Source organism: Mesorhizobium wenxiniae (assembly GCF_002284535.1).
Classification (GTDB): Bacteria; Pseudomonadota; Alphaproteobacteria; order Rhizobiales; family Rhizobiaceae; genus Mesorhizobium; species Mesorhizobium wenxiniae.
Genome location: NZ_NPKH01000028.1, coordinates 1 through 25,513 on the forward strand (window position 1 = coordinate 1; position 25,513 = coordinate 25,513).

Consider the following 25,513-nt stretch of genomic DNA (forward strand, 5'->3'; position numbering starts at 1 on the left):
CGTCGGACGGGACGCGCACCCCAAAAGCAAGCCGACCAACGCCGACACCAACAAGACGTTGCTGATACGCCTGATTTTGAAATTGCTTACCAAGCTAGCACCCAAACATCTCCCATTGGCAAGTTTCTTACTCTGCCCTAGTTCGGCGCGACTACCTTCTGGAACTGGTCGCGAAGAATTGCCCTGTCGATGCCGCCAGCGGCGCCGATGACCACGATCTGCGTATGCGGCGTCCGCTCGCCCCAATCATCTTGCAAGGAGAGGTCGACGCGTTTGCCGACCACCTGAAGTACCGCTCGCCGTGTCGGTGCGTCTGACGAATAGATCACGCCCTTGGCGCGGTAGACGGTCGCCGGTAGCCCCCTGGCGGTCTCCCGCAGCGCTTCCAGCGAGAGCGGCTGATCGGTCTCGTAACTCCAAGTGCTGAAGGCCTCGGTGTGATCATGCCGATGGTCGTGAACGTGATGCCCGCAAGCGGGATCATCACAGTCAGGAGCATGATTGGGGTGGTCATGCGGAAGCGCGCCATCCAGTCGGGTCGGATCAAACCGGCCGACCGACAACAGAATTTCCAGAGGCACATTTCCGCCGCATGCCTCGACCAGCCGATAGCGGTGGAACCGCTCGTCGAGCCAACCCTTGATCCGCTCGATCTCCTCCCGGGAAACAAGATCGACCTTGTTGAGGATGAGCATGTCCGCGAACGCCACTTGGCGAAGCTTCAGTTCCATCATCTCGGGTGCAGCGAATATCTGCTCCGCGTCCACGACGCACATGATGCTGTCCAGCCTGATGCGGTCCCGCATGTCTTCGTTCATGAACGCAAGCGCAACGCCGGACGGATCGGCCACGCCGCTGGCCTCAAGCAGGATGTATTCGGGTCGCTCGGGACGAGCCATGACCTGCGTCACCGCCGCGACCAGATCGTCGCGGATGTTGCAGCAGACACAGCCATTGGCCAGATTGATGACATCCCCCTCGCTTTCGATGCCGACAACGAGTTCGGCATCTATGTTGATCGAACCGAAGTCGTTCACCAACACCGCGACGCGAAGGCCGTGATCGCCTGCAAGAATGCGATTGAGCAACGTCGTCTTGCCGGCGCCGAGGAATCCGGTGAGGACGGTCAACGGCACCGCTTGCATCTCGGATTGCTGGGTGGGCGCCGAGAACGCCCCCGTTTCCGAATCGCCAGGCGTGGGGGTGATATCGTGATCCATGGCCAGCACTACTTAGCCGATTCAATGGCGTCGATGACTGCCTGGATTTGGGCACTTTTTGCCGCGAGCTTGGTTTGGGCTTGCTTTGCCTTCACGAGAGCTATTTCGCGGACATCGATGGTGTAGTCCTTCGGGTAATCCTTATTCGGTTCGCGAAACACGTCCGGTGGGTAGTATTTCTTCGGGTCGATGTCGCCGTTGAGAATTTCCGCCTCCAATTGGTCTGCGAGCGGATTACGGGGATTTGGAAATGTGACCTTCAGGTTTGCCGGGGTAAGGCCGAACAGTTCGACGGCCTCTGCGGGGCTCGGGCGCGCCATGTTGCCGGCATCGGGGATTGCTGCCTTGCGCGTCCATATTGCATCCTTGGTGACGTTGACGACCACGACGTCGGGCGCACCGAACTGGAACAAGCCGCCGTAATGAACGCGAATCCCGGCCGTGATCTCCGGGATCAGCTCCTCGTCGTAAGCCGTATGCGTGACCATCGCGAGACGCGGCTGGATCTTTTCGAACATGTAGCCGACCGCGTAATGTGGGCTGTGAGCCTGGTCGATTGTCGTGCTCATGATGACGGACGGCATGCCCATTTTCATCGCCTGAAGGTTGGCCGTGTCCGGCTGCACCTCGGTGACGAACACGTCCACCCCCTTGGCCAATTCCAGCGAGCGTTCGTCGGGCCGCCCGTCGCCGGTCCAGACGAACGACATCCCATTCCAGTCGAGCCGGTAGGCCGAGGCGCCATCCTTGGTGTGCGACCGCCGCCAGTGGCGGACGGTCACGCCGTCTTTGTCGTAACAGACGCCATTGTCGTCACGAAAATCGAACTCGTTGACTTCGACCTCATAGCCGTCACCGATCGGGCAGGCGTTGAAGGAGTCTGTGTGCCAATGTGTCATCATCTTCATGCCCTCGATCATCGTCTTGATGCCGTCCTTTGGCGTGCGGCCCGACGGCCCATGCACGCGCAGCGGCTTCCAGCGCCCCATCCACGGGGCGAAGGCGAAGAGGTACGGAAGATCGGCGTAATGATCGACATGGAGATGGGTGAAGAAGATGTCGTTGACCACCGACAACGGGACCGCCATCGCGATGATGTTGCGCACGCAGCCGGAGCCAAAATCAAAGAAAAACCGCTTGCCGTTTCCGAGCTCGACCATGATGCAGGTGCCGGCCTGTGCACGGGTGACAGGGATCGGCGTGCTGCCGATGAAGGAAATCCGCATCTCGTCGGGTCCGAGCTGTTCCTGGCCCGGGTAATAGACGTTGTTGCTCACCAGGCTCGGCGTCGGCCGGTAGTACGGAGGAAGCGTAATACCGCCGCTTGGCACCCCGCCGTAAGGGTTCTTTGCCTGAATTGCGGCAGGCGTCTCCTCAGCCGCCTTGGCCTCCGAAACGGCGCTGGTTGTTAGAGCCGCGGCTCCAGCCAGACCCGCTGTCTTAAATACATCGCGGCGGCTCACGGATCGCTGAGTCATGATGTGCTCCCTTCTGAATCACGTTTGCTTGTAGTTGGCACCACATTCATCAAGTTCGGTGACATGAGGCAGCGCGGGACAGTCGGCCCGGGACGCATAAAATCACCTCACCAATTCAGTTACCGGAGGAGGCGCCCACTTCTGCTCGACGATCTCGGGGCCGGGCATGTAGGTCCGCAGGATCAGAAAAAATGCGCCGCTCTGGGTACTGGGCAACCAGTTGGACTCGTTGTCCTTTCCCGGCGAGTTGCGCTGGATGTATAGGGTCAAGCCGCCGTCGGCGTCCTTCTTCAAGCCTTTGCTGCGATCGCCGAGTGAATAGCGATTGAGAGGGTTGTCCGTGAAGTTGAAGGTCGGGTCATACATCGTGAGCGACCAGAACGCGTTGACCTTCGGAAGCTGGCCAGGAGCGAACCGAAGTATATATTTCTTCGCGCCATCGAAGGCCTGTCCTGCGCCGTCCTTGGTCGTGTTGTAGTAGACGGTCTCCTCCAGTTCATTGGAGATGATGCCGCCCATAGCTTGTATCGAGGCACGCAGTAGAAAATCGTCGACGAGCCCTGCGCGTCCTAACGTGCGCGGCGGAATGTTCCAGTTGTTGACCTGCCTGCCGAGCTGGCCCGAGTCGATGGCGGCTTTGATCAACTGTCGGCCATCGACCGCGGCGCGCGCGAGCCCGAGCTTGGTCGCCTCGTCCATCTTATCAAGGTCCTGCCGAGGACCCACGCCCACTTTCGCGAACAGTTCGACCAACTTGGCGAGGCGCGCTTCAGGAGGGTTCTCCGTCATTGCCCTATTCATGGTCCGCCACTCGGCGAGTGGATCGGTCTTTGGATCGAACGGTTTCCAGACGTCGCGGCTTGCCGGCAGCACCGCGTCCTCCTTGCCCCACAGGCTGAGCGGGATCAGCGTGTATTGATCCTGCAGCGCATTGACGGTCTTCGCATCGGTCGGGCCGTCGATCAGCGTGCGGGCGAAGATCAGCACAGACGGTGTCAGCGACGCGGGCAACGGCTTCACTCCCGCGGGGAGGGCACCCTTCCAGCCGGGGCCGACGATGGCAAAGCTTCCGGCCTTGCCGCCGGTGGTGCGTTTACCAACATAGGCGAAGTTGTCCGAATCTATGCCCGCCAATTCGAACGAAAAGTAGCGGTCCCCCATGTCCGGGTGCGAGAGGATCACCGGCTCCTTGCCGACGTCGAGCCAGGCTGTGGAGTAAAGCGTGTCCTGGTTGGGTGAACCGCCGCCCCGATAGGAAGCATCTGCCAGCGTTCGCACATGGCTGAAATGATTGATGGGCGCATACGGCGTTATATCGTTAGCCGCCTTCGGCCGGGTGACCCAATCCGCCCGCAGGCTTGGCAAATACACGTAAGGAAAGCCGAAGATATAGGCCTGTACGCCGAGCGTGTAAGCGTACTGCTCGCGCCAGTCGGTCTTGCCGGTCGCTTCCTGCGCGGATACGCCCGCGACAAACATGAACGCCAGCGCTCCACCAACGACTGATGCGAATTTGGTTTTCATGGTTTTCTCCCAAGCGTCGCATGTCGGCCTTCGCCTTACGAACTCGACCTCACAAAGCCGCCATGTCTTGTCGAACCGCGGCTCCGGCGCGCCGTAGAGACGCAGGATGACCGCGTATTCGTGTCGTTCGCCTGCACGATCATTTCACCAGCTCCACGTCCGGCATTTGCCAGGACCTGTCCCAGAACTCCTCCGTGCCGCCGTAGATTCGGACGGTAGGGAGTGGCCGCTTGCCGGCGGTCGGGATCCAGTTGCTTTCCAGCCCGTCGGGCGGTTTCGGCCCGAAGTAGAGGGTGGTACTTCCGTCCGCGTTCTTCTTCATTTTCGGCAGGTCGAAGGAAGATAGTCCGGGCCGTTGTTGCGGGTTATAGATGAAGGCGAATGTTTCCAGGTCATAGATGATCAATGACCAGAACTGCTTGACCGGCACCCTGGCGGGCATGACGAACGAGTACGTTGCGCCGGCCTGCAATTCGTTACCGTCCTTGTCGGCCAGCGCGAACAGATACTGTGTCGCCGGCAACTTCGGCAATTTCCGGGGGAAATTCACCGCGCTGAAGTAACGATCGGCGCGGTTATCGAGCTCGATCATCGCGTCCGTCTCCCAACGGAATTCACGGTTGGCATCCGAGAACAGACCGTCGTACCAGTGTTTGCCCTGCCACCAGATCTTCGATGCATCGGGGTGAATGAATCGCTGCAAAAGATAGAAGTAGGCGTCGATTGCACCCTGCCGCATTGCCTGCTTGGTTTTGGCGTTCGGTTTGTACGGCTTGCCCTTCTCGATACCGAGTGTGGCGAGCATGCCTATCATCACCTTGTCGCGGGGATTGGGGTTCTCGACGCTTACGATGGCGTATAGATCCTCGAAATAGCGTTCGTCGTAGAACGGCAGCGTTGAAAAGCGAATGTTCGTAGGGTCGATGAACTGGGTAGGCTTTGGATCATCGAGGAAGTACATCTTGAACGTTCGGGCGTAGGCGGCGGCATCCTCAGTCGTGGCGTTCGGGCCTTTTACAGAGCGAATGGCGAAGGTGACGCGGTAGCTCGGGCTCTTGATCTCGGTGTGCCCAGCGGGTACCGCGCCCTTTTGTCCCGGCGGCGTAAGCAGAAACTTTCCGCCCTTGCCTTGGTCGAGGCCGGAGGGCCCGACATCGGCGATAGTGATTTGCCAGTGATCCACGATCTGCCCGTACAGACTGGCCTTTTCGGTTGCCGCCGGAACTTCTATGACCACCGCCCCCTTACGCAGATCGGTCTGTGAAAGGATGTAAGGCGACTGGTTGTTCGCAGTCAGGAGTTCAGCGTTCGGCTTTGCGGGCTGCGACCAGGCAAGGATGGTGTTGTCCTTGGCGCCGATATCCATCGCGCCCCGATGGAAGCCGTAGGCTCCCACGGCCGGGATCGACCAGATCACAGCCTCGAAGGCACGCTGATAGGCGACTTGATAGGCGAGGTCCGCCACCGACGGCTTGGCGCCCGCGCTTGGCTTGCCGCCCAAGGGTTCCGTGATGTTCGCGATGTTCTGCTTACTCAAAGGGCCGGCCACTTCCTGCGCGGATACGCCAGCGACAAACACGAACGCCAGCGTTCCACCAATAACTGATGCGATTGCTGTTTTCATGATGTTCCCGGCGTTTCTCATGACACTGCTCCATTCGCGATGAGTAACGTTCGCTTCTCCTTGAATACGCAGCGAAGCCGGATCGCTATCCGAAATTCCGCAATCACGTGCGTCGGGTCTTCAGTGGAGAAATTGCCTCTGCGCTAGCAGTAAACGCCGGCCGCGCATCGGCGCACGGTGCGACGTGCCACACCAGCGACGCTCACCGGCGTCCTTGGCCGACCTACTCTGGCCTCGGCAGGTGAGACCAGGCTGTACAGGCCTGGGATCGCGATGCGCTCGCCGAGTTCGAGACCGCCGAGGCCGACAATCGCCATCAGCAAATAAAGTCCAATCCGTTTCGAGGTGATCATTTTACTGCTCCTGGGGTAAACTCGTCGGGTAATTCATCCATGTTGGGGAGGTCGCTCGGCTCCACCTTCTTGGCGTCGGTTTGATTCTTGAAGCTGAAATCATCGGCCGCCACCTCGCCGCCGGCCTTCCAAGCGCTGATCTGTGCGGTGTATTGCGGGAAGCCGGCAACCAGCTTGCTGGTGATGGTCAGGCGGCACGGATAGGGACGGTCGCCCACCGCAATCCAGATTTGCCAATCGACCTCCTCCGTTCGAAAGGCGATGTGATTGCACTCGACGCCGCCGATCACGCCGCTACCGAGATCCTTCGTATCGACGACCAGCGGCATCAGCTGTTCGTAGACATTCGACGTCAGCAGATCGGCGCCGGGGACAGGCCGGTGGTATTTGTCCCTCAACGTGTCGATGAGGTTGTCTATCGAGCCCGGCGCCTCGGCCTGGGCAAAGAGATTGTCGTCCTTGCGGTGGAGGGTCAGCGTCTTGCCGTCGAATACCATCTCAACCTCCGCAAACCCTCCGGTGCGCGTGGCGCGGATCTTGTCGGGCCGGGAGAGCGTGACTGCTCCCGAGCTCGCCAGCGCGAGCTTCTGCTGATCGGTCGTGACGAATTCGAGGTTCGTATCGTAGTCGAACGCTATTGTTTTTTGGGCCCCGAGATAGTCCGACATGCCCTTGAACAGGGCTTTCGCCTCCGCTTCGTCGGCCAGGGCGACCGGGGCTCCCAAGCCGATCGAGAGGACCAGCGCCACAGCCGATGCCGCTATGGCGGCGCGTGCGAATGATTTCTGGGTTGCTCGGTTCATCAGAGGTTCCTCCCTTGAGATGTTTTAACTTTGCAAGACCTTGCAGGCAGATCGGGCAAGCTTCCTGTTTGAACCTAAAGTCCACCCTTCAGCGCAGCACGCGCGGACGAGGAAACGTAGTGGCCGCCGCCAAGGACCGTCTGAACTGCGTCGAGCAGTTCGTCGCCCGCATCGGACTTCACGACGTATCCGGCGGCTCCTTCATCGACCGCTTTTCTGACAATGGCCGGCTCATCTCGAACCGACACGAAGATGATGCGGGCGTTCGGATGCGCGGCGAGGATGTCGCGTGCCGCCACCAGCCCGCTGATGCCCGGCATCCCGATGTCGGAAATAATGATGTCAGGCACGTTTGCATTCACTGCCGCAATCAAGCCCTCTCCATCCGGCACGATGTCGACGTCATAGTCGACAAGCAAGGATCGAAGGTGCTCTGCCATCTCAGTATGATCCTCGGCGAGTACGAGACGTTTGCGTGCCAAGTGAGGTCTCTCGGCTTGAGTATCGGGCCTGGTGCTACTGGTTTAATGCTACGAGCGCGGCCAGGCCGGCGCATCCGGGAAACCCCGGGGACCAAGGCGTGGAAATCCCTGGGTGAGCGGGCCGGAAATCACGGGGTCAGAGCTTGGGAAATCGCGGGTTCAGGGATTTGGGAAGAACCCGGAATCAGTCGGCAACAAGCCCCTGCTTCACGGCAAATCTGATCAGATCAGCCGTGGTCTTAACGCCGAGCACGTGCAGCAACTGGGATTTGTGATCCTCGACGGTGCGCACGGAAATCTTCAACTCAGCCGCAATCTCTTTCATGCGCTTGCCTTGCGCGACCATTCGCAGGATTTCCCTTTGGCGAACGGTAAGGTGGTGATGTTGATCCGCCGACCCGGAAATCGTCCGTAAAACATCCCCGGCGATATGCGGTGTCAAATATATGCGGCCGGCCATCACGGCGCGGATGGCTTCGAGCAGCTCTTCGCCCGCCGCCGCCTTCAGAAGATATCCGGATGCTCCGGCGCGGATGGCTTCCGCGGCAACGCTCGCCTCGGTGTGGACTGTCAAGAATATGAAGCGCGCGCTGGATTGCTCCGACTTGAGCTGACGCAGGGCGTCCAAACCACTCATCACCGGCATGGTAATATCCGAAACGATGATGTCCGGCTTGAGCCGCCGCGTGCTCTCGACGAGTTGCTGCCCATCGGCGGCCCGTCCAACCAGATCGGCGACCTCATCAATCAACCGGCCAAGTGCCTCAGCAACCATTACATGGTCGTCCGCAAGGATTACCCGCGGTCTCAAGGCCTCTCTCCCGTCGGAATGACGACGGTGGCGACGGTACCTCGACTGGACGACTCCACCTCGAAACTACCCTCGAGCATTCTAACGCGCTCACGCATGCTCAGCAGCCCGATCCCGGAATGTCCATTCGAGCCGTTCTCCTGGAACCCACGTCCGTCATCGGTAATCCGCATCACGATTTCTCCATTGCGACGCGCGAGCCATATGCGGACCGTCCTGGCATGGGCATGCTTGGTTATGTTGCGAAGCGCTTCCTGTGCGACCCTGTAAAGGCAAAGTTCGATCTCGTCCGCGACTTCGGACCAACCATCGGCGACCTCGACATCTACCCTTGTGCCGGACTCGCCGTTTATTTCGTCGCAGCGGCCCCGCAACGCCTCCAGAAATCCGACATGTTCGAGCGCTCCTGGATGCAGTTCGTGCGACAAATCCCGCAGGTCCTTCGCCAACCCCACGACCTGCTGCTGAAGTCCCGACAACTCACTCCGTGCGGTATCATCTGGATTCGGGACGCGCCGCTTGAGGCTGCTCAATCCGATTGACAGCGACGCGACGCGCTGCCCGACATCGTCATGGAGTTCCCGCGCAATTCGCGTCCGCTCCTCCTCCTGCGCGTAGATAAGCCGGCCAGCCAATCGGCGAACTTGGTCGTAGCTGACGCGAAGCTCGCTTTCCTTTGCGCGAACGCCGATCTCAGCCGTGCGCCGCCTGGCTCGCTGCACGAGAAAGCTCACAATGAGAAATGACTGAAGTACTATCAGCGAAATCGTTCCGACGATGTACCAGCGATAGGTATCCCATACGCTCGGCGACCGAAAACGCACTTCGCCGTTGGGCGGCAGGATGGCTTCGCTAATCCCCCATCTCTGCAACTCCCTCCAGTCGTAGGCTGGAATCCCAAGTCCAAATAGCGGCGTCTTGATTTCGCTCGCCCTCTCGCCCGCAAGAATACGGAGGGCAACGTCGGCGGTTTGCTGGCCTATAGCTTGAGTTTGATCCGCAGGCCCGCCAACCGAGCCCTGCCCCAGATGGTAGTCGCCATAACCGAAAACAGGCACGGTAGCGACCTCACGTATCCGTGTGAAGGCGGCATCCAGCGGGTGCACGGCACCCGCCCCATCCACCGCGAGCATGAAATAGAGAACGGCTGATTGTGGCGACAGGCGGGCGACCCGGCGTAGCATTTCGTCGAGCGACAACTCGTCGAGCCATTCGAAATGCACGCGATCCGCAAACGGCTGAAACTCACGATGCAATTCCCGGGCCCAGTATTGCTCGTTTGGAGAATTTCCGATGACGACTGCAATGTCTGTTGTCTCAGGCCGCACGCGCAGAATGTTCTCGACGAAGGCTGGCAGATCGAGCTTGACCCCGATGTAGGTGGCATTGGGTGTAAGGGCGGCATCGACTGTGAGCCGCGCGTCTACCCCTGCTATCACCATGGCTGTGTCAGAAAACAGCTGTTGCCGATATTTTTCAACGAAGGCCGCAGCCGGCCCACCTTGAGCTACAATCAAGTCAAGCCTGCGCCCGGAAAAAAGATCCTGCAGATATTTGACTAGCGAACCTTCGTTCTCGGGCTCCCGAAACCGTGCCGTAAAAATCGACGCTTCATAAATATCAAGTGGCTCCGGCGATCGTTTCACGAGCGCCGCCTGAAAACTCTTGGTCATCTCGCTGAAAGGCGCAAAATCACGCCCAAACGAGTGCAGCAAAAGTACGCGCTTTGGGTCTGCTGCGTTCGTCCCAAGCGTGGAAAACAAGAGGAAGGCCCCCACCAGCCAAGCCTCATACCACAACGTCCTTGAGGAATCGCCCATCATCATTTCAAGTGCAGAGCACTCGCGGGTTGCCATTCACTTCTTCAAGATAGCAGTTACGGGGCGCGAGTGAAATCCGACTAGTGAGGGCGCAAGATGCTGACGAGAGCCGAGTAGGATTAGGTACGCTGGCGCAGAAAAGGCGGGGCTTGTGCTCCGGAACGGGCAAAATCGGGATCGATTTCGGAAGGGTCATGCGCAAATCAGGTGCTACGCGGCGTCCTTTGCCGTCCAAAAGGACGCGCGGCGCCGTAAAGCGAGATGCGGTCAGACCGCCGAGCCGTAGAGATCGTAGGCGTCGGCACGGTCGATCTTGACGGTGACGATGTCGCCGGCGCGCAACGGACGACGCGACTGGATATGCACCGAGCCGTCGATTTCGGGTGCGTCGTATTTGGTGCGGCCCTTCGCCGAGGTGCCATGCGCCTCGTCGATCAGCACTGGCAGACGCTTGCCGACCTTCCTGGCGAGTTGCGTCGCCGAGATCTTCTGCTGACGCTGCATGAAACGGTGCCAGCGCGCCTCCTTGATTTCCTGCGGTACCTGTTCGAGGCCGAGCTCGTTGGAGCGGGCGCCCCTGACCGGCTCGTATTTGAAGCAGCCGGCGCGGTCGATCTTGGCTTCGTCCAGCCAATCGAGCAGCATCTCGAAATCGTCGTCCGTCTCGCCGGGAAAGCCGACGATGAAGGTGGAGCGGATCGCCAGGTCCGGACAGATTTCGCGCCAGCCGCGAATACGGTCGAGCGTCTTTTCGCCATGGGCGGGCCGGCGCATGTTCTTCAGCACTCGCGGCGAGGCATGCTGGAACGGGATGTCCAGATAGGGAAGGATCTTTCCTTCGGCCATCAGCGGGATGACATCGGCGACATGCGGGTAGGGGTAGACATAGTGCATGCGTACCCAGACGCCGAGCTTGCCGAGTTCCTCCGACAGATCGAGGAATTTGGCCCGCACTTCGCGATCGCCGAACATGCTGGTCTGGTATTTGATGTCGATGCCGTAGGCGCTGGTGTCCTGCGAGATGACCAGGATTTCCTTGACGCCGGCCTTGGCCAGTTTCTCGGCCTCGCGCAGCACGTCGGCAGCCGGCCGCGAGACGAGATCGCCGCGCAACGCCGGGATGATGCAGAAGGTGCAGCGGTTATTGCAGCCTTCCGAAATCTTGAGATAGGCATAGTGGCGCGGCGTGAGCTTGACGCCTTGCGGCGGCAAAAGGTCGATGTAGGGATCGTGGCTCGGGGGTGCTGCCTCATGCACTGCAGCCATCACGCTCTCGTAGGCCTGCGGACCGGTGATGGCGAGAACGTTGGGGTGTTTCTCGCGGATTACGTCAGGTTCGGCGCCTAGACAGCCGGTGACGATGACCCTGCCGTTCTCCGAAAGGGCGGAGCCGATGGCATTGAGCGATTCATCACGAGCCGAATCGAGAAAGCCGCAGGTGTTGACGACGACCAGATCGGCGCCGTCATGTTTGCGCGCGATCTCGTAGCCTTCGGCGCGCAGGCGCGTGATGATGCGCTCCGAGTCCACGAGGGCTTTCGGGCATCCAAGGCTGACGAAGCTGACGCGAGGGGCAGACATGTGCGGTTTCCAATGAACGCGGGCCGGAAACCCTAAGGCCCGGCCCGGAAGTCTCGATACATGTTGATCTTTAGAACTTTCGCAGAAGCTCAATTTGCACGGCGCAATAGCATAGTTCCGCAATCAAGCAAACCGGGGAATGGCTTGGCGCCGCTCGGCGGGCCTGCGCTGCTAAAGGGTCAAGTTCAATGACCGCCCGGTCCGAACCACGGCGCCAGGAACGCAAACTGTTCGGGGAACTGCTGCACGGCACCATCCAGAAGCATCTTCACGGCGACGTAGAGAATGATCACGAGGCCGATATAAGCAATCCAGCGGTACTTATGCAGGAGGCGTGCGACAAACGAAGCGGCGAAGCCCATCAGCGCAATCGACAGCGCCAAGCCGATGATCAGGACCGTCGGATGGTCCATTGCCGCGCCTGCGACTGCAAGGACGTTATCGAGAGACATCGAAACGTCGGCAATGACGATCTGCCAGGCTGCCTGAGCAAAGGTCTTGCGCGGCCCTTTGCCGCCGATCGTCCCGCTCTTGTCGTAATCGACATTCGACAACGATTCCGTCGCGTCATGTTCCTGCTCGTGGCTGACACGGAGTTCGCGCCACATCTTCCAGCACACCCAAAGCAGCAGCAGGCCGCCGGCTATGAGAAGAATGGGGCCGATTGTGAGGAGCCACTGGGTGATTAGTGCGAAGAAGATGCGAAGCACGGTGGCCGCCGCAATGCCGACGAGAATCGCCTTCTTGCGCTGGTCCGACGGCAGGCCTGCCGCGGCAAGGCCGATGACAATGGCATTGTCGCCGGCAAGCACAAGGTCGATGGCGATGACCTGGAGCAGAGCCGCGAGGCCAGAGGCGGTAAAAATTTCCATCAGCTGGAATTTCCTTGCTTGGTCGCCAATCGTTCGCGTGGGGTGCCCGAACGCCTAACGTGTATGGTTCCCGCGCGTCAAGAGATGGCTCGAGAACAAGGCCGGCAAACCGCCTGATCTGCCGTGATCAAGATGACCCCGAAACCAGAACGCAAATGGCGCCCCTGCAAGGAAAATCTGTCGAAACTGCTCATGCCAAGCAGTCCTCTGCAGGCATCGGGATATAAAAATGATGTCATGCGGCAATCGGTGCGAAATCGTCGGCCGGATGGCGCGAGCCGTGCATGCACCAAGGTCGCGACTCCGCTCACGACCGCTCCACGATTGGTGGAATCCTCGACAATTGCCCAGTTCCGCTGCCCAGTTCCGCCTGGCGTCGCAACCATGCGATGCAGGGCTTGATCGAGAACGACAGCACGGGTTGAAGCACGCCGCCACCGCGATAGATTTCGGGGACCGAAGAGTACGATGCCTTAGAAAGTGTTCCTCACAGGAGAGGCTCGTGACGTCTGACGACAACACACCCGTCCTTTCAGGGGCGATCGGGGAGTACCGCGAGTTCGATCCTCCGGCCGCACTCGAAAGGCATTTCCTGTGTGTCTGGTCCAATACATTGCGTCCGGACGCGGGGAGCTTATCGGCCGTGGTCCCCGACGGTTGCGTCGACATCACCTGGATCGACGGCGATTTGGTCGTAGCGGGCCCCGACGTGGCCGTTGCCCTCTCTACGCTGACACCCGGCTCTACTGTGATCGGCAGCCGCTTCCGACCGGGTGCGGCGAGCCGGTGGCTCGGGCTGCCGATGTCGGAGATCGTCGGCGGCCGGGTGGGGCTCAGCCAGTTCTGGGGGGCGCTGGCGCGCGAAATCGCCCAGAGAATTGGCGATGCATCCTCCACGGCGGAGCGGATGCGGGCGATGCAAGCGGCGCTCTCCAGGCTTGCGCCCGATGTCAAGCCGCCGCCTGCGGACATGGGATTTGCCTTCAACTCGCTGAAAACGGAATCCGCCGGTCCGGGCATGGCGGTGATCCTCGATCGGCTCGACGTCAGCCCGCGAACACTTCGCCGCCGCTGCCAGGAGGCTTTCGGCTATGGTCCGAAGACGCTCGACCGCATTCTCCGCTTCCAGCGGTTTTTGAACCTGGCGCGGCAGTCCGCCGAGCCGCGCCTTGTCGATCTTGCGTTCGAGGCGGGCTATTCGGACCAGGCGCATCTCACGCGCGAGGTGCGGCGCCTGTCGGGGTTCTCGCCGGCGACGGTTCTGCGACAGCTCGGCGCCTGAACTGGCCGTTTCGTTCAATACGCCACCGCCAACTCCCCCTAGTCTGCCTTCGTTGAAAGGAGGCAGATATGACGATCTACAAATCCCGCATCATCACCGTATCCATCGACCGGGACTGGCGCGAAGTCTACGACTTCGCCTCCACCCCGGAGAATTTCCAGCGCTGGGCGGCAGGCCTCGGCCGGCGCTTCGAAAGATCGGGCGAGGAATGGACCGCGGAGGACCCCGACGGCCGGCCCATCCGCATCCGTTTCTCCCGGCCCAATGAATTCGGTGTCCTCGATCACATCGTCTTTGCCGATGGCAAGGAAACCCGCAATGCGGTGCGCGTGGTTGCCAACGGAACCGGCGCGGAGGTCATGTTCGTGCTCTTGAAGACGCCGGACATGACGGAGGAGATCTTCGCTGCCGACGCCGCCGCGGTAGAGCGCGACCTCAACACCCTGAAGGCAATGCTCGAACGCTGAGCTTCCCAAGATCACGAAAGGAGAAGATCATGGCCAAATCCAGCAACGACAAGCGCATCGACTATGTCGAGTTTTCCGTCGGTGACATCGCGCGCTCGCGCGACTTCTATGGCAAGGCCTTCGGCTGGTCCTTTAAGGACTACGGGCCGAGCTATTGCGAGTTCAACGACGGCCGCCTGACCGGCGGCTTCGCCCTCGGTGGCCAGAGCAAGGCGGCAGGCGGGCCGCTGGTGATCCTCTATGCCGACGACCTTGACGAGACCCAGCGCCACGTCGAGGAGGCCGGTGGGAAGATCGTCAAGCCCGCCTATTCCTTCCCCGGCGGCCGCCGCTTTCACTTTTCCGACCCGGACGGCTACGAGCTGGCCGTGTGGTCGGGCAAGTGAGAAAGCGGAAGGGGGCGCCGAGCCGAGCCCGGCGCCTCTTTCGAGTGGTTTTGGGCGGGCCGTCGGGGCTTAATGCCGCTCTTGGCGCCAGGAGCGGATAGTGAATACTGACTGGGCGAGCTACCAAGGATTCGATTGCGCGGCTGGTATCTCTGTGCTGACCCACCTTAGAGATGCCAGCGCTGCTGTTGTAACAAAATTATTGTCCGATGGCGTAGCTCGCATCGTATAAGGCTGGCCTGAGGACCATCGCATACCGCACGAAGCATGACGGAACCGACACGAACGACAGTACGGCAAAGGCTGTATGCTTTTTTGATTGCAGGCCTGGGCGGGCTGGCCGCATCGGCAATCTCGTTTTCGATGACGCTCTACGAAGCTGCCCATCCGCCAAAGGTGCCGGTTGTGCAGGCAGGCCAGCAGATCGATACCGGTCGCTGGTTTGTGACCTTGCGAACGGCACGTGTCGGAACAGTGACGCCGACAGGCGTTCCTCCGTCGCGGCCGGTGCAGCTTCTGATGGTGGATCTGGACGTGGTGAACCGTTCCGCCACTCCAAACAACGTGCTCTATCGCACCGTGACGCTTAGCGCGCCGGCGCAAAAGCTGCCGATGCCAACGGTTTATCTCGATCGCGACAAGTATCTGGCGGGATATTTCAACCCCAACATGCCGGAACGCCTGACCATGGCCTGGGAGTGGCCGGCCGGTGTGTCCGTGCCGGACAAGGTGACGATCACCGTTACCGGCCAAATCTACAAGCTGCGCGACAATCTCTACGGCGCAAGCGGGTGGTACGACCGAGATCCCGTTGCGACGGTCGATCTGCCGGTGGAAAAGGCGCTATGATGCGCATAATGCGTTCGGTGCTTGCGCTGCTGTTCGCTGCCGCCGTGCTCTACGGCATGCAGCTTACGCGTCCGCTCTACAGCGACATTACATCGCCGATAGTCTCTTCGGGCGGCATGAACAAGCGTGTCCAGGCTAGCGCGTTCGCGCTTTCGCTGGACAGCGCCAGGGTCGCCCGTGTCCTCAACGTCGAGACCTTCGGGAAGTCAAAGACCTACACGAGTTCCGGCGTATGGGTTGTGGTCGAAGGCGAGGCGGAGGCGAAATTCGAGACCTTGCGTCTCACATCGGGTGAGTGGCTGAGCGGCAGCGGCATCCGTTATGTCCTGACCGGCCGGCTGCCGGCGACGATCGAAATGATGCCGGGCGATGCCTATCAGCCCGGCCTGCCACGCCGCGTCCTTCTGGTGTTCGAAGTGCCGGAAGAAGCCGTCGCCGGCGGGACCGTAGTGGTCGCACGCACAAAATTGCTGCCGCTCGACGATGAGATCCGCATCACCACGGATGTTTCCGGCAAAGACATCGAGCCCGCAATCACTATCCGCCGCAACGAAGAAAGGCCGCCATGGACAGTTCTCCCGCAAAGGTGATGTCAACGCGGCGAGGTTATTGGCTGAGCATGACGGCGCTGGTGGTTGCGCTGCCTGCCGCGCTAGTCGTGCAGACGTGGGGAAGCATCAAGGACTGGCGCTCCCAATTTTTGCGCCAGCCGCTATCCGCGACCTTGGGGCAACCGATCGACTATGCCGGCGCAAGCTGGACCGTGACGCGCATCACCAGACTGGCAGGCAGTGAGGGAAACGCCGTCGTCCTCGCCGAATTCGAAGCTCTCGCAGCTGACCCGAAGGCGCTCGGCGCCGTTCCATGCAAGGTGCGGCTTTCCGACGGAAGCGGTCGCGAATGGCAGCCAACCCTATTTGCCGATCCGATGGTCAGGAAGCAATATCCGGAGGCCCAGCAACGGTCCCTGTGTGGCGGCATGGCGTTCGCGGCGGCCGAGCCCGGCAAGCCGGCACGGATGGCTGCCAGCTTTTCGATTCCGCCTGCGGCGAGCAGCCTCACGCTATCGATTGGCCTCTACTCGGCGCTACCGAATCATCTCAGCGTCAGCGAGCCGCGGACCTGACGCCACGTGCTTCGCCAGCCATGACGACTGCAGTCTCGAGCACGGCTGCAAGCAGCGCGACTCGGACTGCGTCGAGCAGGATTCCTCCGTCGAGTTCGCTTGGGCTGCCGATGAACAGGCTGATGGTGTCGGCGAAGATCTGCCAAGTTGCGAGATCATGCGCTCCGATCAGTCTTGTCAGGCCATACCACATCCAGGCGCCGATCCAGGAGATGGCCTGATAGGCGATGACGAAGGTGACAAGCGTCGCAAGGCCGGCACTGAGCGTCAGCTTGAGACAAGTCCAGACCGGCGAATAGCGGCTGCGGTAGCCGCCAACGAAGTGCGTCGCGAAATCCTTCAGCCACTTTTGCCATGAGGTCGTGCGCGATAGCGCAGGACCGGGAGCGGCCGGCGCGGAAAGCTCATAGCCGTTGATGATCGCCGCCATCACCAGCCAGACAATCGGCAGCAACGCGAAAAAGAAAAGATTCTGAAGCTGCTCTCCGAAGGGAAGCGGCCGGAATTCCACCGGAACGAACTGGCCGGCGGCAGCCGCCGAAGTTACGGGCGCAAACAAATCGAGGCTGAGCTGCAGCGCCGCGCCTGCGCCAAGCCAGCGGATGAACTGGTCTTTCCATACGCCGAGCGCGTAGAGACCGATGAAGACCCAAGCTGCGTCCGTCGCCACGATCAGCAGCCGCCAGTAGGGGTGAGAGGCGCGCGCATTCAGTCGCTTGGCGGCAAAACGCACCAGCCAGCAAATGACGATCGACAGTACCACGCCGCTTGACTGAAGAATGGCGAAGATGTCGACGCTCTTGCCGAGTTCGGCTTGGGCCAGCGCCATGCGCGAATATTCGCGAACCGTATCGCCAAGAAAGCCCCAGGCGGCATAATAGGCGAAGAAAGGCAGGATCGCAGCGGCGGTAATCGCCAGGATCGGCTCGCGTTTTGTTTCGTCCGCTCCTTTTGCTTGTTGCCTCAGTGCCGCCACCGCCGGCATATGCGGCCGGAGCACCACGAACATCATGACCAGCACCGTCAGCTTGGCGAGAATCACCAGCGACAGCATGACCATTCCGCCCAGCGGGAATTGGAGGCCGATCGTCACGGCGCCCTGTAGCAGCAGATCATGAGCGATCACACCGAGGCAGCCGACCAGCAATAGCTGCGGCCAGCACTGGACAAGCAACCGCGTGGTTACTGCAAGAGGCCGGTATATGTCGTCAATCGTCGTGGTCATCGCGTCGGGTTTTGTGCTCCGGTCCGGACTTAAGATGTTGTTCGTCAGACGATCCCCCAAATCCAAAAGGAGGGGTTGCATTGGCGGAGGGAGGACCTGAAAACCAACCTTGTCCACGGATCTGCGATCACCTTCGTAGTTGGGGTGTTCGGCTGATGCTGTTCATTTGACCCGTTCAATCTGCGGACCCGGGTCGACTGGCGGAGCCGGCGTGCAATCTTGCCCCTTGCATTCTTGCCCCTTGCATTCCTCGACAGGGTTATCGGCTGGTGGAAGGCAGTTTTGGCCATCGCAATGAACTGCCGGCTCCGGCGCTTCTTCGTGGTTAGGCGGATCAAGCTCATCCTCAGCGCATCCTACTAATCACATCGCTCCGGCATTAGTTCCGAGGCAGATAGCCTCCTCGTAGGATTTTGGGAGTACTGGTTTGCTCGCGCCAATGTCGCGTAGATAGCGCGAACTTGAGGGAGCTACCAGTCCTCCTAGGTCCGCTCGCCGAACTCTGCGCCGTTTCCGGGCGTCGGACGCCAATCGTCGGGTGGAATCTGGATGACCTCCGCCTCTGTGCGGCCAAACTCCCGGCCGATTTGAAATGCCGCATACAGCGCGCCAAGACCGATTAGGAATCGAAGCATTTGAGATCTCCTTCGGCGGTAGAACTACACGGCCGACAGTCAGTTCCACAGGGGCGGAACCACAACGTTCAACATTCGTTGCCACTGACAGTGGGCCAAGGAGGACGCCACAGATGGCGGACAAGAGGACGAGCGACACGAGCCGAGTTAAGAAGGGTGCAGAACTTGAAGTTGAGCACCTGGCGGAGATGACAGACGTAACGCCCAAACAGGCACGGGCATTGCTTCGCAAGCACGGCGCGGACTGGCAGCGGCTGAGGGCCGAAGCTGAAGATTTGAAGAAAGACGATTAGTCGGGTCGATCTCTCCGGCCGGCGCGATTCAGGCGTAGTCTCGCCTGACTGGCGACCTACTTGCGCACAAGCCAGTCCAGCGCGTCTGAATCGACATGCTCGTGGCGGCAATCCTTAACCGGGCGGACCGTCGGGACACCGTTTCGATCAAAGCGACATTGAATCATATTCGGCACGCCGCGCCTCATCTGGTCGCATCCAACGACGAGCTAATCGAGGCTGTTATAGAGGCAGCTACTGCCCTAGGCCTGTCCGTGGCTTCCGATGGGGCGAGCAGTAGCCGTTCGTTAGCTTGAGCGCCGGTTATCCTCGCCCCTCTACCATTTGTGCGCGGCCCAAAATAACCTGTTGATCTTCCGACGCAAAGTGCCAACAAATGGGCGCTTGTGGCTTATGGCCGGGGGCCGCCTCAGGTGAATGCTAAGACGAATTGTGAGCGCGAAGCCGTGGACCTTGTCCATGAGGCCATCCACAAGATCCCCTACGGTGGCACGGTCTCTGTCAAGGCCATTGTAGCAGCGGTTCGCCAAGATGGCCCTCATCTCGAATGCACGGACAAGGCGCTGATCGAGCTTATCGTGACGGCAGCTCCGGCGTTCGGACGCGCGGTAGCATTCGACCTCCACGAATGATGCTGCAGCAAACACGTCGTCCCTTTGCGGAACTCTTCAGCAATCAGAGAGTTGCGCACCAAAGATGATCGTTATGGCAACTCACGACAAAGACCGTGCCTTCCGAGAGTTGATCAGATCGGAAGACTACCGACGCAAGCTTCGAGATCTGCTAAGATTGGACGGCGAACAGACTTTGCCACCGAGGCTTCTTGCGTTGGCGGTGGAGCTTCAGGAGGAGCTTGAGCGGGGAGGGATAGACTTCGCTGACGAGAACCCCTAGTCCACCAGCTACCAATCTCAGCCGTCCATATCCAGTGGCTCATGTTCCGGCTGCGCGTGCCACGTTGCCTGGCGCCGATCGCGCATGTCGAAAACTGGCCACAGACCGGACAGGGGTTGAAATGATCAGCCTCGCATTTGCCCTGCCGCTTGCCGATTACGGGCGGCAGGTCAATATCCGAGAGTGCCACTGCCGGACTTCGTCTTCGAAGCGCCGCAATGACCTCCGTTAGCACCGCACGGCTGGCCCCATGCCGCCGGATCAGCTCGCGCACTTGGTCGGACCGGACGCCGTTTTCCTTGGCGAAGCGGTGAATTTCTAGATCATTCCCAGGCGACAGTTGACCACGGTCTCGATCGGGCATCCTCGTCATAGTCGGACAGCACTCGTTCATGACTGCATTCTCTTGGCCTTACGCTCCAGCGTGGCCCGTTCCTCCTGTTGGCCAAGCGAAACCGCGGAATTGGCCAGAAGGTTCCCGTAATTCGGGTTGCTTTAAAGAAACATTCGGCCTCGCTCTGCGTTCGTCTCTATGGAGCTGCCCTATGAGCGAGGATGATAGTAAGGGAAGGCCGGATAGCGGGTCTGCCGTCGAGACTTTGGCCCGGCAATTGGCCAGGCAAACAGGCATCTCGGAGTCTGATGCTCGGGTGCTGATCGAACTGATCGGCACCAATTGGAATTCATTGTTGCGTGAGGCCCGGCTGTTGAAATCGCGGCGTTGACACTAGGTGCCGAACGGACACGCTTGTGGCCGGCGTCCCTTGGGGGCGTTGGGGTAGATTGCCTAGTAGAGACACCGGCCGAGCGGATTGGGGTCCGCCGCAAGAGACAATTTCAGCAAGAGCTTCCATTCGGCAACCAGGATCGCGGAGCACGCTAAACAATTCGTTGATCAACGGCTTGCGATTAGCCTTGCACTGCGCAATTTTCGCGGCAGGGGCCATGGTTACCGAGACTGACGCACCCTAGGTGCGGGCTCGTGCGATACGGTTCCGACATCTACCGTGACTAGGCCGGCTCCTTCGATCCGGACCGTCACCTTGCCGTTCTCGTCATCCACCCGAGTGACAAAGCCGGTGATCTCGACCTTCTGGCCAGCCTTTGTTCTCTTCAGTGTGTCGATCGAAAAGGGAAAGCTGTAAGAGGGTATGCTCACGCTCGACATGCCGTTGTCCAGCACCTTCAGGATTGTCACGGTGAGCGTGACTTCGTCGCCGATCTTTACCGCCATGGCCTAGGGCTCCATTTCCAGCCGATCGTGCACGTCGGATAGTTTCGTCATGCTACTAAACATTCAATTTTGCTAAAATGTTCCGGAACCGATTGCCCGCCCTGCGGCTTGAGTCGCGGTTCGGGGAGTCACAAGTGCATGAGTAGCGCCGCAGACCGGCTATCATTCATTGAGTTTCAATCGCCGACGTTGGTCGCGAAAGCTCCGCGGGCAGCGACTGGCTGCACGAAGTCAAATACGATGGCTACCGCACGCAGCTAATTGTCGATGGCCGCATAGCACGAGCTTTCACGCGCCGCGGCTACGACTGGTCGCATCGATACAAAGGAATTGTCCAGGCAGCGGCGAACCTACCGGTTAAAGCAGCAATCATCGACGGGGAGGCTGTCGTCCTGGGCGAGACCGGGTTGCCGGACTACCAAGCCCTCGAGCGGGAATTGGGCAATCCAAACTCGCCGAAGGTCATCTTCTATGCGTTCGACCTGCTGCACCTTAACGGTCGGGATCTCCGGCAACAGCCGCTGGTGAAACGCAAGGCCGCGCTAGAAAAGCTGGTGAAGGACAGGGCGCCGACACTGACCTATGCCGAGCATCTGGAGGTGAGCGGCAGCGACGTGTTTGAACATGCATGCTGGATGGGCTTGGAGGGGATCGTATCCAAGCGAGCGGATGCCCCCTATCGCTCAGGTGTGCAGACGAGCTGGCTCAAGGTGAAATGCATCAAGAGCGACACCTTCCCCATTGTTGCTTTCGTCGAGAAGCTCGGCGCCCATCCACGCCGCATTGCGTCCCTTTACATAGGCCGCTGGGAAGGCAATCGCCTGCTCTACGCTGGCAAGGCCCAAAGCGGCTACAGCTTGACGACAGCGCGGCATGTTAGAGAGCGGCTTGATCCACTGATCATCGGCAAGTCGCCTTTATCAGAGCCCATCGTGAAGCCGAAGGCGACCTGGATCAGACCAGAGGTCCTGGCCGAGGTGCAATTCAGCGGCGTCACCGATCGTGGCATCCTGCGCGAGGCAGTGTTCAAGGGCCTGCGCGAGGACCTCGTGACGATCCCGGCGAAGTCGCCCGCTCCTTCAAAGAGACGAGAGGCAGTCGGGCAACATGGGGTTCTTCGCGAGAACATTCTGCAATTGCTTCCGGATGCGGTTTCGCCCTCCAAGGAAGAGCTTGTGCGCTACTGGGAGCGGGTTGCTGATCAAGCGCTGATCCATCTCGGCCGGCGACCGCTGAAGCTGGTCCGCCATGCTTTGGGGCCACCTTCTACCACAAAGGCAGGCTGCCCGAGATTCCCGCGGCGGTACATCAGTTGCGCGTCCAGAAACGCGAGGGGGGCGAAGGCGTTCGCGTGTGGGTGGACGACCTTGCCGGTTTGCTCGGGCTGGTCGAGATGAATGCCGTAGAGGTGCATCCCTGGAACGCCACCGTTGACGATATCGAGCATGCTGATCGCGTCGTGCTGGACCTCGATCCGGGGGAGGGCATCGAGTGGGCGGAAGTGATCGAGACCGCGTTGGCGCTCCGCGACATCATGGAAGCGGCAGGTCTGGAGAGTTGGCCGAAGGTGACGGGCGGCAAGGGCATTCACTTAATGGGACCGCTTGAGACAAAGATGACCCACGACAGTGCCCGGCAATTGGCCAAGTCGCTCGCCCAGTGCCTTGTTGAGGCACGCCCCGGTCGTTATCTACTCTCTGCCGCTCCGGCAGCCCGAAGAGGTCGCATCTTTCTTGACTACCTTCGCAACGGACGTGGCAACACCGCGGTGGGAGCCTTCTCCCCACGAGCCCGACCGGGCTTCCCAATCGCCCATCCTGTAACGTGGAGCCAAGTTGAGCGGGGTATTCGGCCCGACGGTTTCACCATCGACCATCCGTTCCGTGCGGCTGCCCGAAGGGCGGCGTAGCCGCTCGCATTCGAAGCTTTTATGCTGCTTACCGGCGCCGAAGCGAATGAAGCGGCCGGCGACGCAAAGGGTCAAGCCGGGGATCAAAGCCCGCGTGAAGCATCCCAGGGGCGAGGAAGACCTTCGGCACGCCTCGCTGCAGGATTTTTGGGATGAAGACTAGAACGCCGTTTGTGTCTCGAAGACGCGACACGCAAAGTTCACCGGCCCGGCCAAGCGCCGACTATTTGACAAGCGCGCAAATGGCGTATGCTGTCAGCGTCCAAGCTGTTGGGGGCGTAGCGGCTACATGCGCTTGTGCTACCCACCCTGGAGCTGGGGAAGTAACCGGCAAGCTCCTAGAAATCAGAGCATTTGAATTTGACGCGCTGGCACCGCCACCTATGACGACTTTTGGCTTGGGACACCAAGCCTGTGCGGATTTGTCTGGGCTAGTATCATTCGCACTTGCATATTGGGTGATTTCCCAACCGCTGACGCCGTCCTTCCCCGCTGGACCCGCAGCTCCCATTGCACCTTTAGGTCCCTGCTTGCCGGGCAGACCTTGTGGACCGACAGGCCCTTGGGGCCCTGGGGGGCCCGCCGTTGCGCAACCTGCAATCAAGGCGACACATGCTAGAGCGCTAATAACTCTCATGACCACCTCCCCGGTTTCCCGGTGAGTCCAAAGCCTAGCAGCACGGCGCCCGCCATCGGGAGCGGCCAATGAGGCGGAGGAAAGACCCGCGCTCCTTCGAGCGCGGCCGACCGGCTGCTCCCGATCTGCAGTGGGCTGGGCGGGGCAGGGGTTGACCCACTGGTTCCCCGATAACAGTTAGTGGCTGCTAATGTTCCAGGCTCGGCGTAGGCCGACTTGGCCATGACCGGAAATGAGGCCGGTCAGAGAGATCGACCGAACCGCCGCTGTGATCCCGCCTCTACCAAACATGTGAGCATCCCCCAATTTACCCCTGACGAGTCTCCTCTGGTTCTCCCCCCGGTCTACGTGAAAGCGAAGCGTTCGGGCATTCGCCATGGGGGCAGCCACGTCGAGGGAGCCGCCGAGGAACTCATGCTGTGGGACACAAAGGGGCCGAAGTGGACGAAAGCGGTCCAATCATGCGTTGACGCTTTCGAGGGCAGAGTGTCCCCCAAGAGATCCGTGAAGCCTTAGAGGCGGCGGCCAAGGAGGCGAGCGTGTATCTCTCGCCTGAGTAGGAGGTATCATGGCAAGTCTTTGGTTCGTCCCTCCGGTGTTCGTGAAGACTGAAACGGACGGTGTCAGGCATGGCTGCAACAATACGAGGGCAGCCCTTGAGCAGCTCAAGAAAGGCTTTCGTGGCTGCCGCTAAGGAGGCGGAGATGTATCTCTCGCCCGAGTAGGAGGTGCTATCCATTGGTTTCACCCTCCGGTCCAAACCGACAAACCTGGGCTCACCTACAGTCTGCACCGAGGGTGCGACTGCGCAACTCATGAAGGACCAAGCGGGGACCTAAGTGGAAGGAGGCCGTCGAGGTCTGCATGGCTCTCATTGAAGGCGAGCGCACGCCCGACGACGTTAGGAAGGCCTTCGAGGCTGCTGCCGAGGAGCAGGGGTTGCTACGCTCCTCTAACTAGCGCTCGATCCCTCCAACCGCCGGTTGGTAGACGCGACGCAGCCGGCGTGCGTAAGATTCCTACGATCCGGGCACACCCGCCCCCGCCCACCCTGTGCCTGGTGAACGACTGATCGCCCGCCGTGCCGAAAGGTGCGGCGGGCTTTTTTTTTGACGTCCGTACGGAACACCAGCTCCGGGAGGGGGTTCGGCTCCTGCAGCATCTTCTCCTGTGAACCAATGCTGCGAGATCGGTGTCCCTCCCGATCAGCCCGCGTCCTTCCCCTCCGTAGGGCGCAGGCAACTTCTGATGGACTCTCTCCCTGATCGGAGTAGTCACGTCATGCCGTCCACCTCGATACACAAAACGGAATACGATCCGGAGCGCAAAGTCCTCTCGGTGTGGTTCGTGGCCAGCGGTAAATGTTACCAGTTTGAGGACGTGCCGCCGGAGACCTTCGCCGAGTTCCGAGCCGCCTTCGCCAAGGGCCGCTTCTTCAACGAACAGATCCGCAATCACTTCCGCTACCGTCTGGTTGGACCCGCGGTCGACTGAGCACCAACAGCGGACGATCTCTCTTTTGGCAGGGATGCGGCTCATTCGTCGCGGCCGTCCGGCCAGCCTTTGCGAGGGTAAGGTCGGACATCGGAACGAAAGGCGGATTCGCGAATTCTACTGCTAGATAATCGGAATCGTCGCCCATGAGGCTCGCGACCCTCCACCTTGAAACTGCGAGATACGGCGATGTATATCGCGCCGAAAGGCTCGCGCGGCTGAGGCAGCAAATGATCCGGCACATCAAGCGCACTGACGCCTCGGCTCAAAAAGTCGAGCAAGCGCTGGCTAGTTTGGCCGAAGCAAACGCACCCATGCACCGGCCATGGTGGCTAAGACCAGAACGGCCCGAGGACGAACACGGCCATTAGCGCAACAAAAAGCAAAGCGGCGATCACGGCGCCCCACATGAGGACCCTTCCGGTGCCGCGTTTCTCTTCCTCGCGAGATCGCCGCAAGTGCGGTCACGCCCTGTTTCAATTGGTTGGTCGGTCGGTTCTTCCCGCTCGGAAGT

The 25,513-nt window shown here is 60.3% G+C and carries 24 protein-coding genes and 1 pseudogene; 11 read left to right on the forward strand and 14 right to left on the reverse strand.

All coding sequences use genetic code 11. The annotated features are described in order from the left end of the window. Positions 1–137: 137 nt before the first annotated feature. The 11 genes from CIT31_RS23290 to CIT31_RS23340 form a co-directional block, all read right to left on the reverse strand. The gene (locus tag CIT31_RS23290; RefSeq protein WP_095520653.1) at positions 138–1,220 is read right to left on the reverse strand and encodes a CobW family GTP-binding protein; all 1,083 of its coding nucleotides are present in this window, start codon (positions 1,218–1,220) and stop codon (positions 138–140) included. 8 nt (positions 1,221–1,228) lie between these two features. Continuing rightward, entirely contained in the window at positions 1,229–2,698 is a 1,470-nt protein-coding gene (gntH, locus tag CIT31_RS23295; RefSeq protein ID WP_095520565.1) for a guanitoxin biosynthesis MBL fold metallo-hydrolase GntH, read from the reverse strand. 102 nt (positions 2,699–2,800) lie between these two features. Then, a complete protein-coding gene (locus tag CIT31_RS23300; RefSeq protein WP_095520566.1) occupies positions 2,801–4,222 on the reverse strand; it encodes a DUF1254 domain-containing protein in 1,422 nt (473 codons plus the stop codon). Between the two features lie 139 nt (positions 4,223–4,361). Continuing rightward, the gene (locus CIT31_RS23305) at positions 4,362–5,867 is read right to left on the reverse strand and encodes a DUF1254 domain-containing protein (RefSeq protein ID WP_206073404.1); all 1,506 of its coding nucleotides are present in this window, start codon (positions 5,865–5,867) and stop codon (positions 4,362–4,364) included. A gap of 122 nt (positions 5,868–5,989) precedes the next feature. Then, positions 5,990–6,199, reverse strand: coding sequence for a hypothetical protein (locus tag CIT31_RS23310; protein WP_095520567.1), 210 nt, complete (start codon positions 6,197–6,199; stop codon positions 5,990–5,992). Beyond that, positions 6,196–7,002 carry a DUF2092 domain-containing protein gene (locus CIT31_RS23315; RefSeq protein WP_095520568.1) on the reverse strand — a complete coding sequence of 269 codons (807 nt, stop codon included), beginning with the start codon at positions 7,000–7,002 and terminating at the stop codon, positions 6,196–6,198. The genes CIT31_RS23310 and CIT31_RS23315 overlap by 4 nt, the downstream gene beginning before the upstream one ends. 74 nt (positions 7,003–7,076) lie before the next feature. Beyond that, positions 7,077–7,484 (reverse strand): response regulator, encoded by a 408-nt coding sequence (locus tag CIT31_RS23320; protein WP_280950355.1) that lies wholly within the window; start codon positions 7,482–7,484, stop codon positions 7,077–7,079. A gap of 184 nt (positions 7,485–7,668) precedes the next feature. Next, on the reverse strand, positions 7,669–8,295 hold the full coding sequence (locus CIT31_RS23325; RefSeq protein ID WP_280950356.1) for a response regulator: 627 nt from the start codon (positions 8,293–8,295) through the stop codon (positions 7,669–7,671). Continuing rightward, a complete protein-coding gene (locus tag CIT31_RS23330; protein WP_095520571.1) occupies positions 8,292–10,151 on the reverse strand; it encodes a sensor histidine kinase in 1,860 nt (619 codons plus the stop codon). Before CIT31_RS23330 ends, CIT31_RS23325 begins: the two co-directional genes overlap by 4 nt. Before the next feature lie 231 nt (positions 10,152–10,382). Continuing rightward, positions 10,383–11,696 carry a 30S ribosomal protein S12 methylthiotransferase RimO gene (rimO, locus tag CIT31_RS23335; protein WP_095520572.1) on the reverse strand — a complete coding sequence of 438 codons (1,314 nt, stop codon included), beginning with the start codon at positions 11,694–11,696 and terminating at the stop codon, positions 10,383–10,385. A 185-nt stretch (positions 11,697–11,881) separates the two neighbouring features. Beyond that, complete coding sequence (locus CIT31_RS23340) at positions 11,882–12,568, reverse strand: TerC family protein (RefSeq protein WP_029352456.1); 687 nt, start codon at positions 12,566–12,568, stop codon at positions 11,882–11,884. Between the two features lie 502 nt (positions 12,569–13,070). Here CIT31_RS23340 and CIT31_RS23345 point away from each other — a divergent pair. From CIT31_RS23345 to CIT31_RS23370, 6 genes are all read left to right on the forward strand, one after another. Then, complete coding sequence (locus CIT31_RS23345) at positions 13,071–13,850, forward strand: helix-turn-helix domain-containing protein (protein WP_095520573.1); 780 nt, start codon at positions 13,071–13,073, stop codon at positions 13,848–13,850. A 68-nt stretch (positions 13,851–13,918) separates the two neighbouring features. Continuing rightward, entirely contained in the window at positions 13,919–14,317 is a 399-nt protein-coding gene (locus CIT31_RS23350) for a polyketide cyclase (protein ID WP_095520574.1), read from the forward strand. 29 nt (positions 14,318–14,346) lie between these two features. Beyond that, entirely contained in the window at positions 14,347–14,703 is a 357-nt protein-coding gene (locus tag CIT31_RS23355; RefSeq protein ID WP_095520575.1) for a VOC family protein, read from the forward strand. 315 nt (positions 14,704–15,018) lie between these two features. Further along, entirely contained in the window at positions 15,019–15,552 is a 534-nt protein-coding gene (locus CIT31_RS23360; protein WP_095520576.1) for a hypothetical protein, read from the forward strand. Then, positions 15,549–16,142: a hypothetical protein gene (locus tag CIT31_RS23365; protein ID WP_095520577.1), complete on the forward strand. Its 594-nt coding sequence runs from the start codon at positions 15,549–15,551 to the stop codon at positions 16,140–16,142. Before CIT31_RS23360 ends, CIT31_RS23365 begins: the two co-directional genes overlap by 4 nt. Then, on the forward strand, positions 16,118–16,678 hold the full coding sequence (locus CIT31_RS23370; RefSeq protein ID WP_133116201.1) for a hypothetical protein: 561 nt from the start codon (positions 16,118–16,120) through the stop codon (positions 16,676–16,678). Before CIT31_RS23365 ends, CIT31_RS23370 begins: the two co-directional genes overlap by 25 nt. Here the strand turns inward: CIT31_RS23370 and CIT31_RS23375 are convergent. Both CIT31_RS23375 and CIT31_RS34385 read right to left on the reverse strand, forming a co-directional pair. Beyond that, positions 16,659–17,903, reverse strand: a complete 1,245-nt coding sequence (locus tag CIT31_RS23375; protein ID WP_095520579.1) for a hypothetical protein — start codon at positions 17,901–17,903, stop codon at positions 16,659–16,661. The two genes, CIT31_RS23370 and CIT31_RS23375, sit on opposite strands and share 20 nt — an antisense overlap. Before the next feature lie 482 nt (positions 17,904–18,385). After that, complete coding sequence (locus CIT31_RS34385) at positions 18,386–18,538, reverse strand: hypothetical protein (RefSeq protein WP_095520581.1); 153 nt, start codon at positions 18,536–18,538, stop codon at positions 18,386–18,388. A 113-nt stretch (positions 18,539–18,651) separates the two neighbouring features. Here CIT31_RS34385 and CIT31_RS23390 point away from each other — a divergent pair, with 113 nt between their 5' ends. After that, positions 18,652–18,831 (forward strand): DUF3606 domain-containing protein, encoded by a 180-nt coding sequence (locus CIT31_RS23390; protein WP_065010050.1) that lies wholly within the window; start codon positions 18,652–18,654, stop codon positions 18,829–18,831. A 1,439-nt stretch (positions 18,832–20,270) separates the two neighbouring features. After that, positions 20,271–20,450: a hypothetical protein gene (locus CIT31_RS23410; RefSeq protein WP_065010053.1), complete on the forward strand. Its 180-nt coding sequence runs from the start codon at positions 20,271–20,273 to the stop codon at positions 20,448–20,450. A gap of 224 nt (positions 20,451–20,674) precedes the next feature. Here the strand turns inward: CIT31_RS23410 and CIT31_RS23415 are convergent, their stop codons facing one another. After that, positions 20,675–20,959, reverse strand: a complete 285-nt coding sequence (locus CIT31_RS23415) for a beta clamp domain-containing protein (RefSeq protein ID WP_095520585.1) — start codon at positions 20,957–20,959, stop codon at positions 20,675–20,677. A gap of 138 nt (positions 20,960–21,097) precedes the next feature. On the opposite strand from CIT31_RS23415, the pseudogene ligD reads away from it, so the two are divergent. The 3 genes and pseudogenes from ligD (at position 21,098) to CIT31_RS23440 (ending at position 24,999) form a co-directional block, all read left to right on the forward strand. Further along, positions 21,098–22,868, forward strand: a pseudogene (gene ligD / locus CIT31_RS23420) (DNA ligase D). A 1,501-nt stretch (positions 22,869–24,369) separates the two neighbouring features. Continuing rightward, positions 24,370–24,465 (forward strand): hypothetical protein, encoded by a 96-nt coding sequence (locus tag CIT31_RS23435; RefSeq protein WP_095520586.1) that lies wholly within the window; start codon positions 24,370–24,372, stop codon positions 24,463–24,465. A 288-nt stretch (positions 24,466–24,753) separates the two neighbouring features. Further along, a complete protein-coding gene (locus CIT31_RS23440) occupies positions 24,754–24,999 on the forward strand; it encodes a KTSC domain-containing protein (RefSeq protein WP_342586946.1) in 246 nt (81 codons plus the stop codon). Positions 25,000–25,513: the final 514 nt, after the last annotated feature.

Bases quoted from the DNA above. Each gene is read 5' to 3' on its own strand.
- CIT31_RS23290 (WP_095520653.1), bottom strand. From the start codon at position 1,220: ATGGATCACGATATCACCCCCACGCCTGGCGATTCGGAAACGGGGGCG.
- gntH (WP_095520565.1), bottom strand. From the start codon at position 2,698: ATGACTCAGCGATCCGTGAGCCGCCGCGATGTATTTAAGACAGCGGGT.
- CIT31_RS23300 (WP_095520566.1), bottom strand. From the start codon at position 4,222: ATGAAAACCAAATTCGCATCAGTCGTTGGTGGAGCGCTGGCGTTCATG.
- CIT31_RS23305 (WP_206073404.1), bottom strand. From the start codon at position 5,867: ATGAGAAACGCCGGGAACATCATGAAAACAGCAATCGCATCAGTTATT.
- CIT31_RS23310 (WP_095520567.1), bottom strand. From the start codon at position 6,199: ATGATCACCTCGAAACGGATTGGACTTTATTTGCTGATGGCGATTGTC.
- CIT31_RS23315 (WP_095520568.1), bottom strand. From the start codon at position 7,002: ATGAACCGAGCAACCCAGAAATCATTCGCACGCGCCGCCATAGCGGCA.
- CIT31_RS23330 (WP_095520571.1), bottom strand. From the start codon at position 10,151: ATGGCAACCCGCGAGTGCTCTGCACTTGAAATGATGATGGGCGATTCC.
- rimO (WP_095520572.1), bottom strand. From the start codon at position 11,696: ATGTCTGCCCCTCGCGTCAGCTTCGTCAGCCTTGGATGCCCGAAAGCC.
- CIT31_RS23340 (WP_029352456.1), bottom strand. From the start codon at position 12,568: ATGGAAATTTTTACCGCCTCTGGCCTCGCGGCTCTGCTCCAGGTCATC.
- CIT31_RS23350 (WP_095520574.1), top strand. From the start codon at position 13,919: ATGACGATCTACAAATCCCGCATCATCACCGTATCCATCGACCGGGAC.
- CIT31_RS23355 (WP_095520575.1), top strand. From the start codon at position 14,347: ATGGCCAAATCCAGCAACGACAAGCGCATCGACTATGTCGAGTTTTCC.
- CIT31_RS23365 (WP_095520577.1), top strand. From the start codon at position 15,549: ATGATGCGCATAATGCGTTCGGTGCTTGCGCTGCTGTTCGCTGCCGCC.
- CIT31_RS23370 (WP_133116201.1), top strand. From the start codon at position 16,118: ATGGACAGTTCTCCCGCAAAGGTGATGTCAACGCGGCGAGGTTATTGG.
- CIT31_RS23375 (WP_095520579.1), bottom strand. From the start codon at position 17,903: ATGACCACGACGATTGACGACATATACCGGCCTCTTGCAGTAACCACG.
- CIT31_RS34385 (WP_095520581.1), bottom strand. From the start codon at position 18,538: ATGCTTCGATTCCTAATCGGTCTTGGCGCGCTGTATGCGGCATTTCAA.
- CIT31_RS23390 (WP_065010050.1), top strand. From the start codon at position 18,652: ATGGCGGACAAGAGGACGAGCGACACGAGCCGAGTTAAGAAGGGTGCA.
- CIT31_RS23410 (WP_065010053.1), top strand. From the start codon at position 20,271: ATGAGCGAGGATGATAGTAAGGGAAGGCCGGATAGCGGGTCTGCCGTC.
- CIT31_RS23415 (WP_095520585.1), bottom strand. From the start codon at position 20,959: ATGGCGGTAAAGATCGGCGACGAAGTCACGCTCACCGTGACAATCCTG.
- CIT31_RS23435 (WP_095520586.1), top strand. From the start codon at position 24,370: ATGGCTCTCATTGAAGGCGAGCGCACGCCCGACGACGTTAGGAAGGCC.
- CIT31_RS23440 (WP_342586946.1), top strand. From the start codon at position 24,754: ATGGACTCTCTCCCTGATCGGAGTAGTCACGTCATGCCGTCCACCTCG.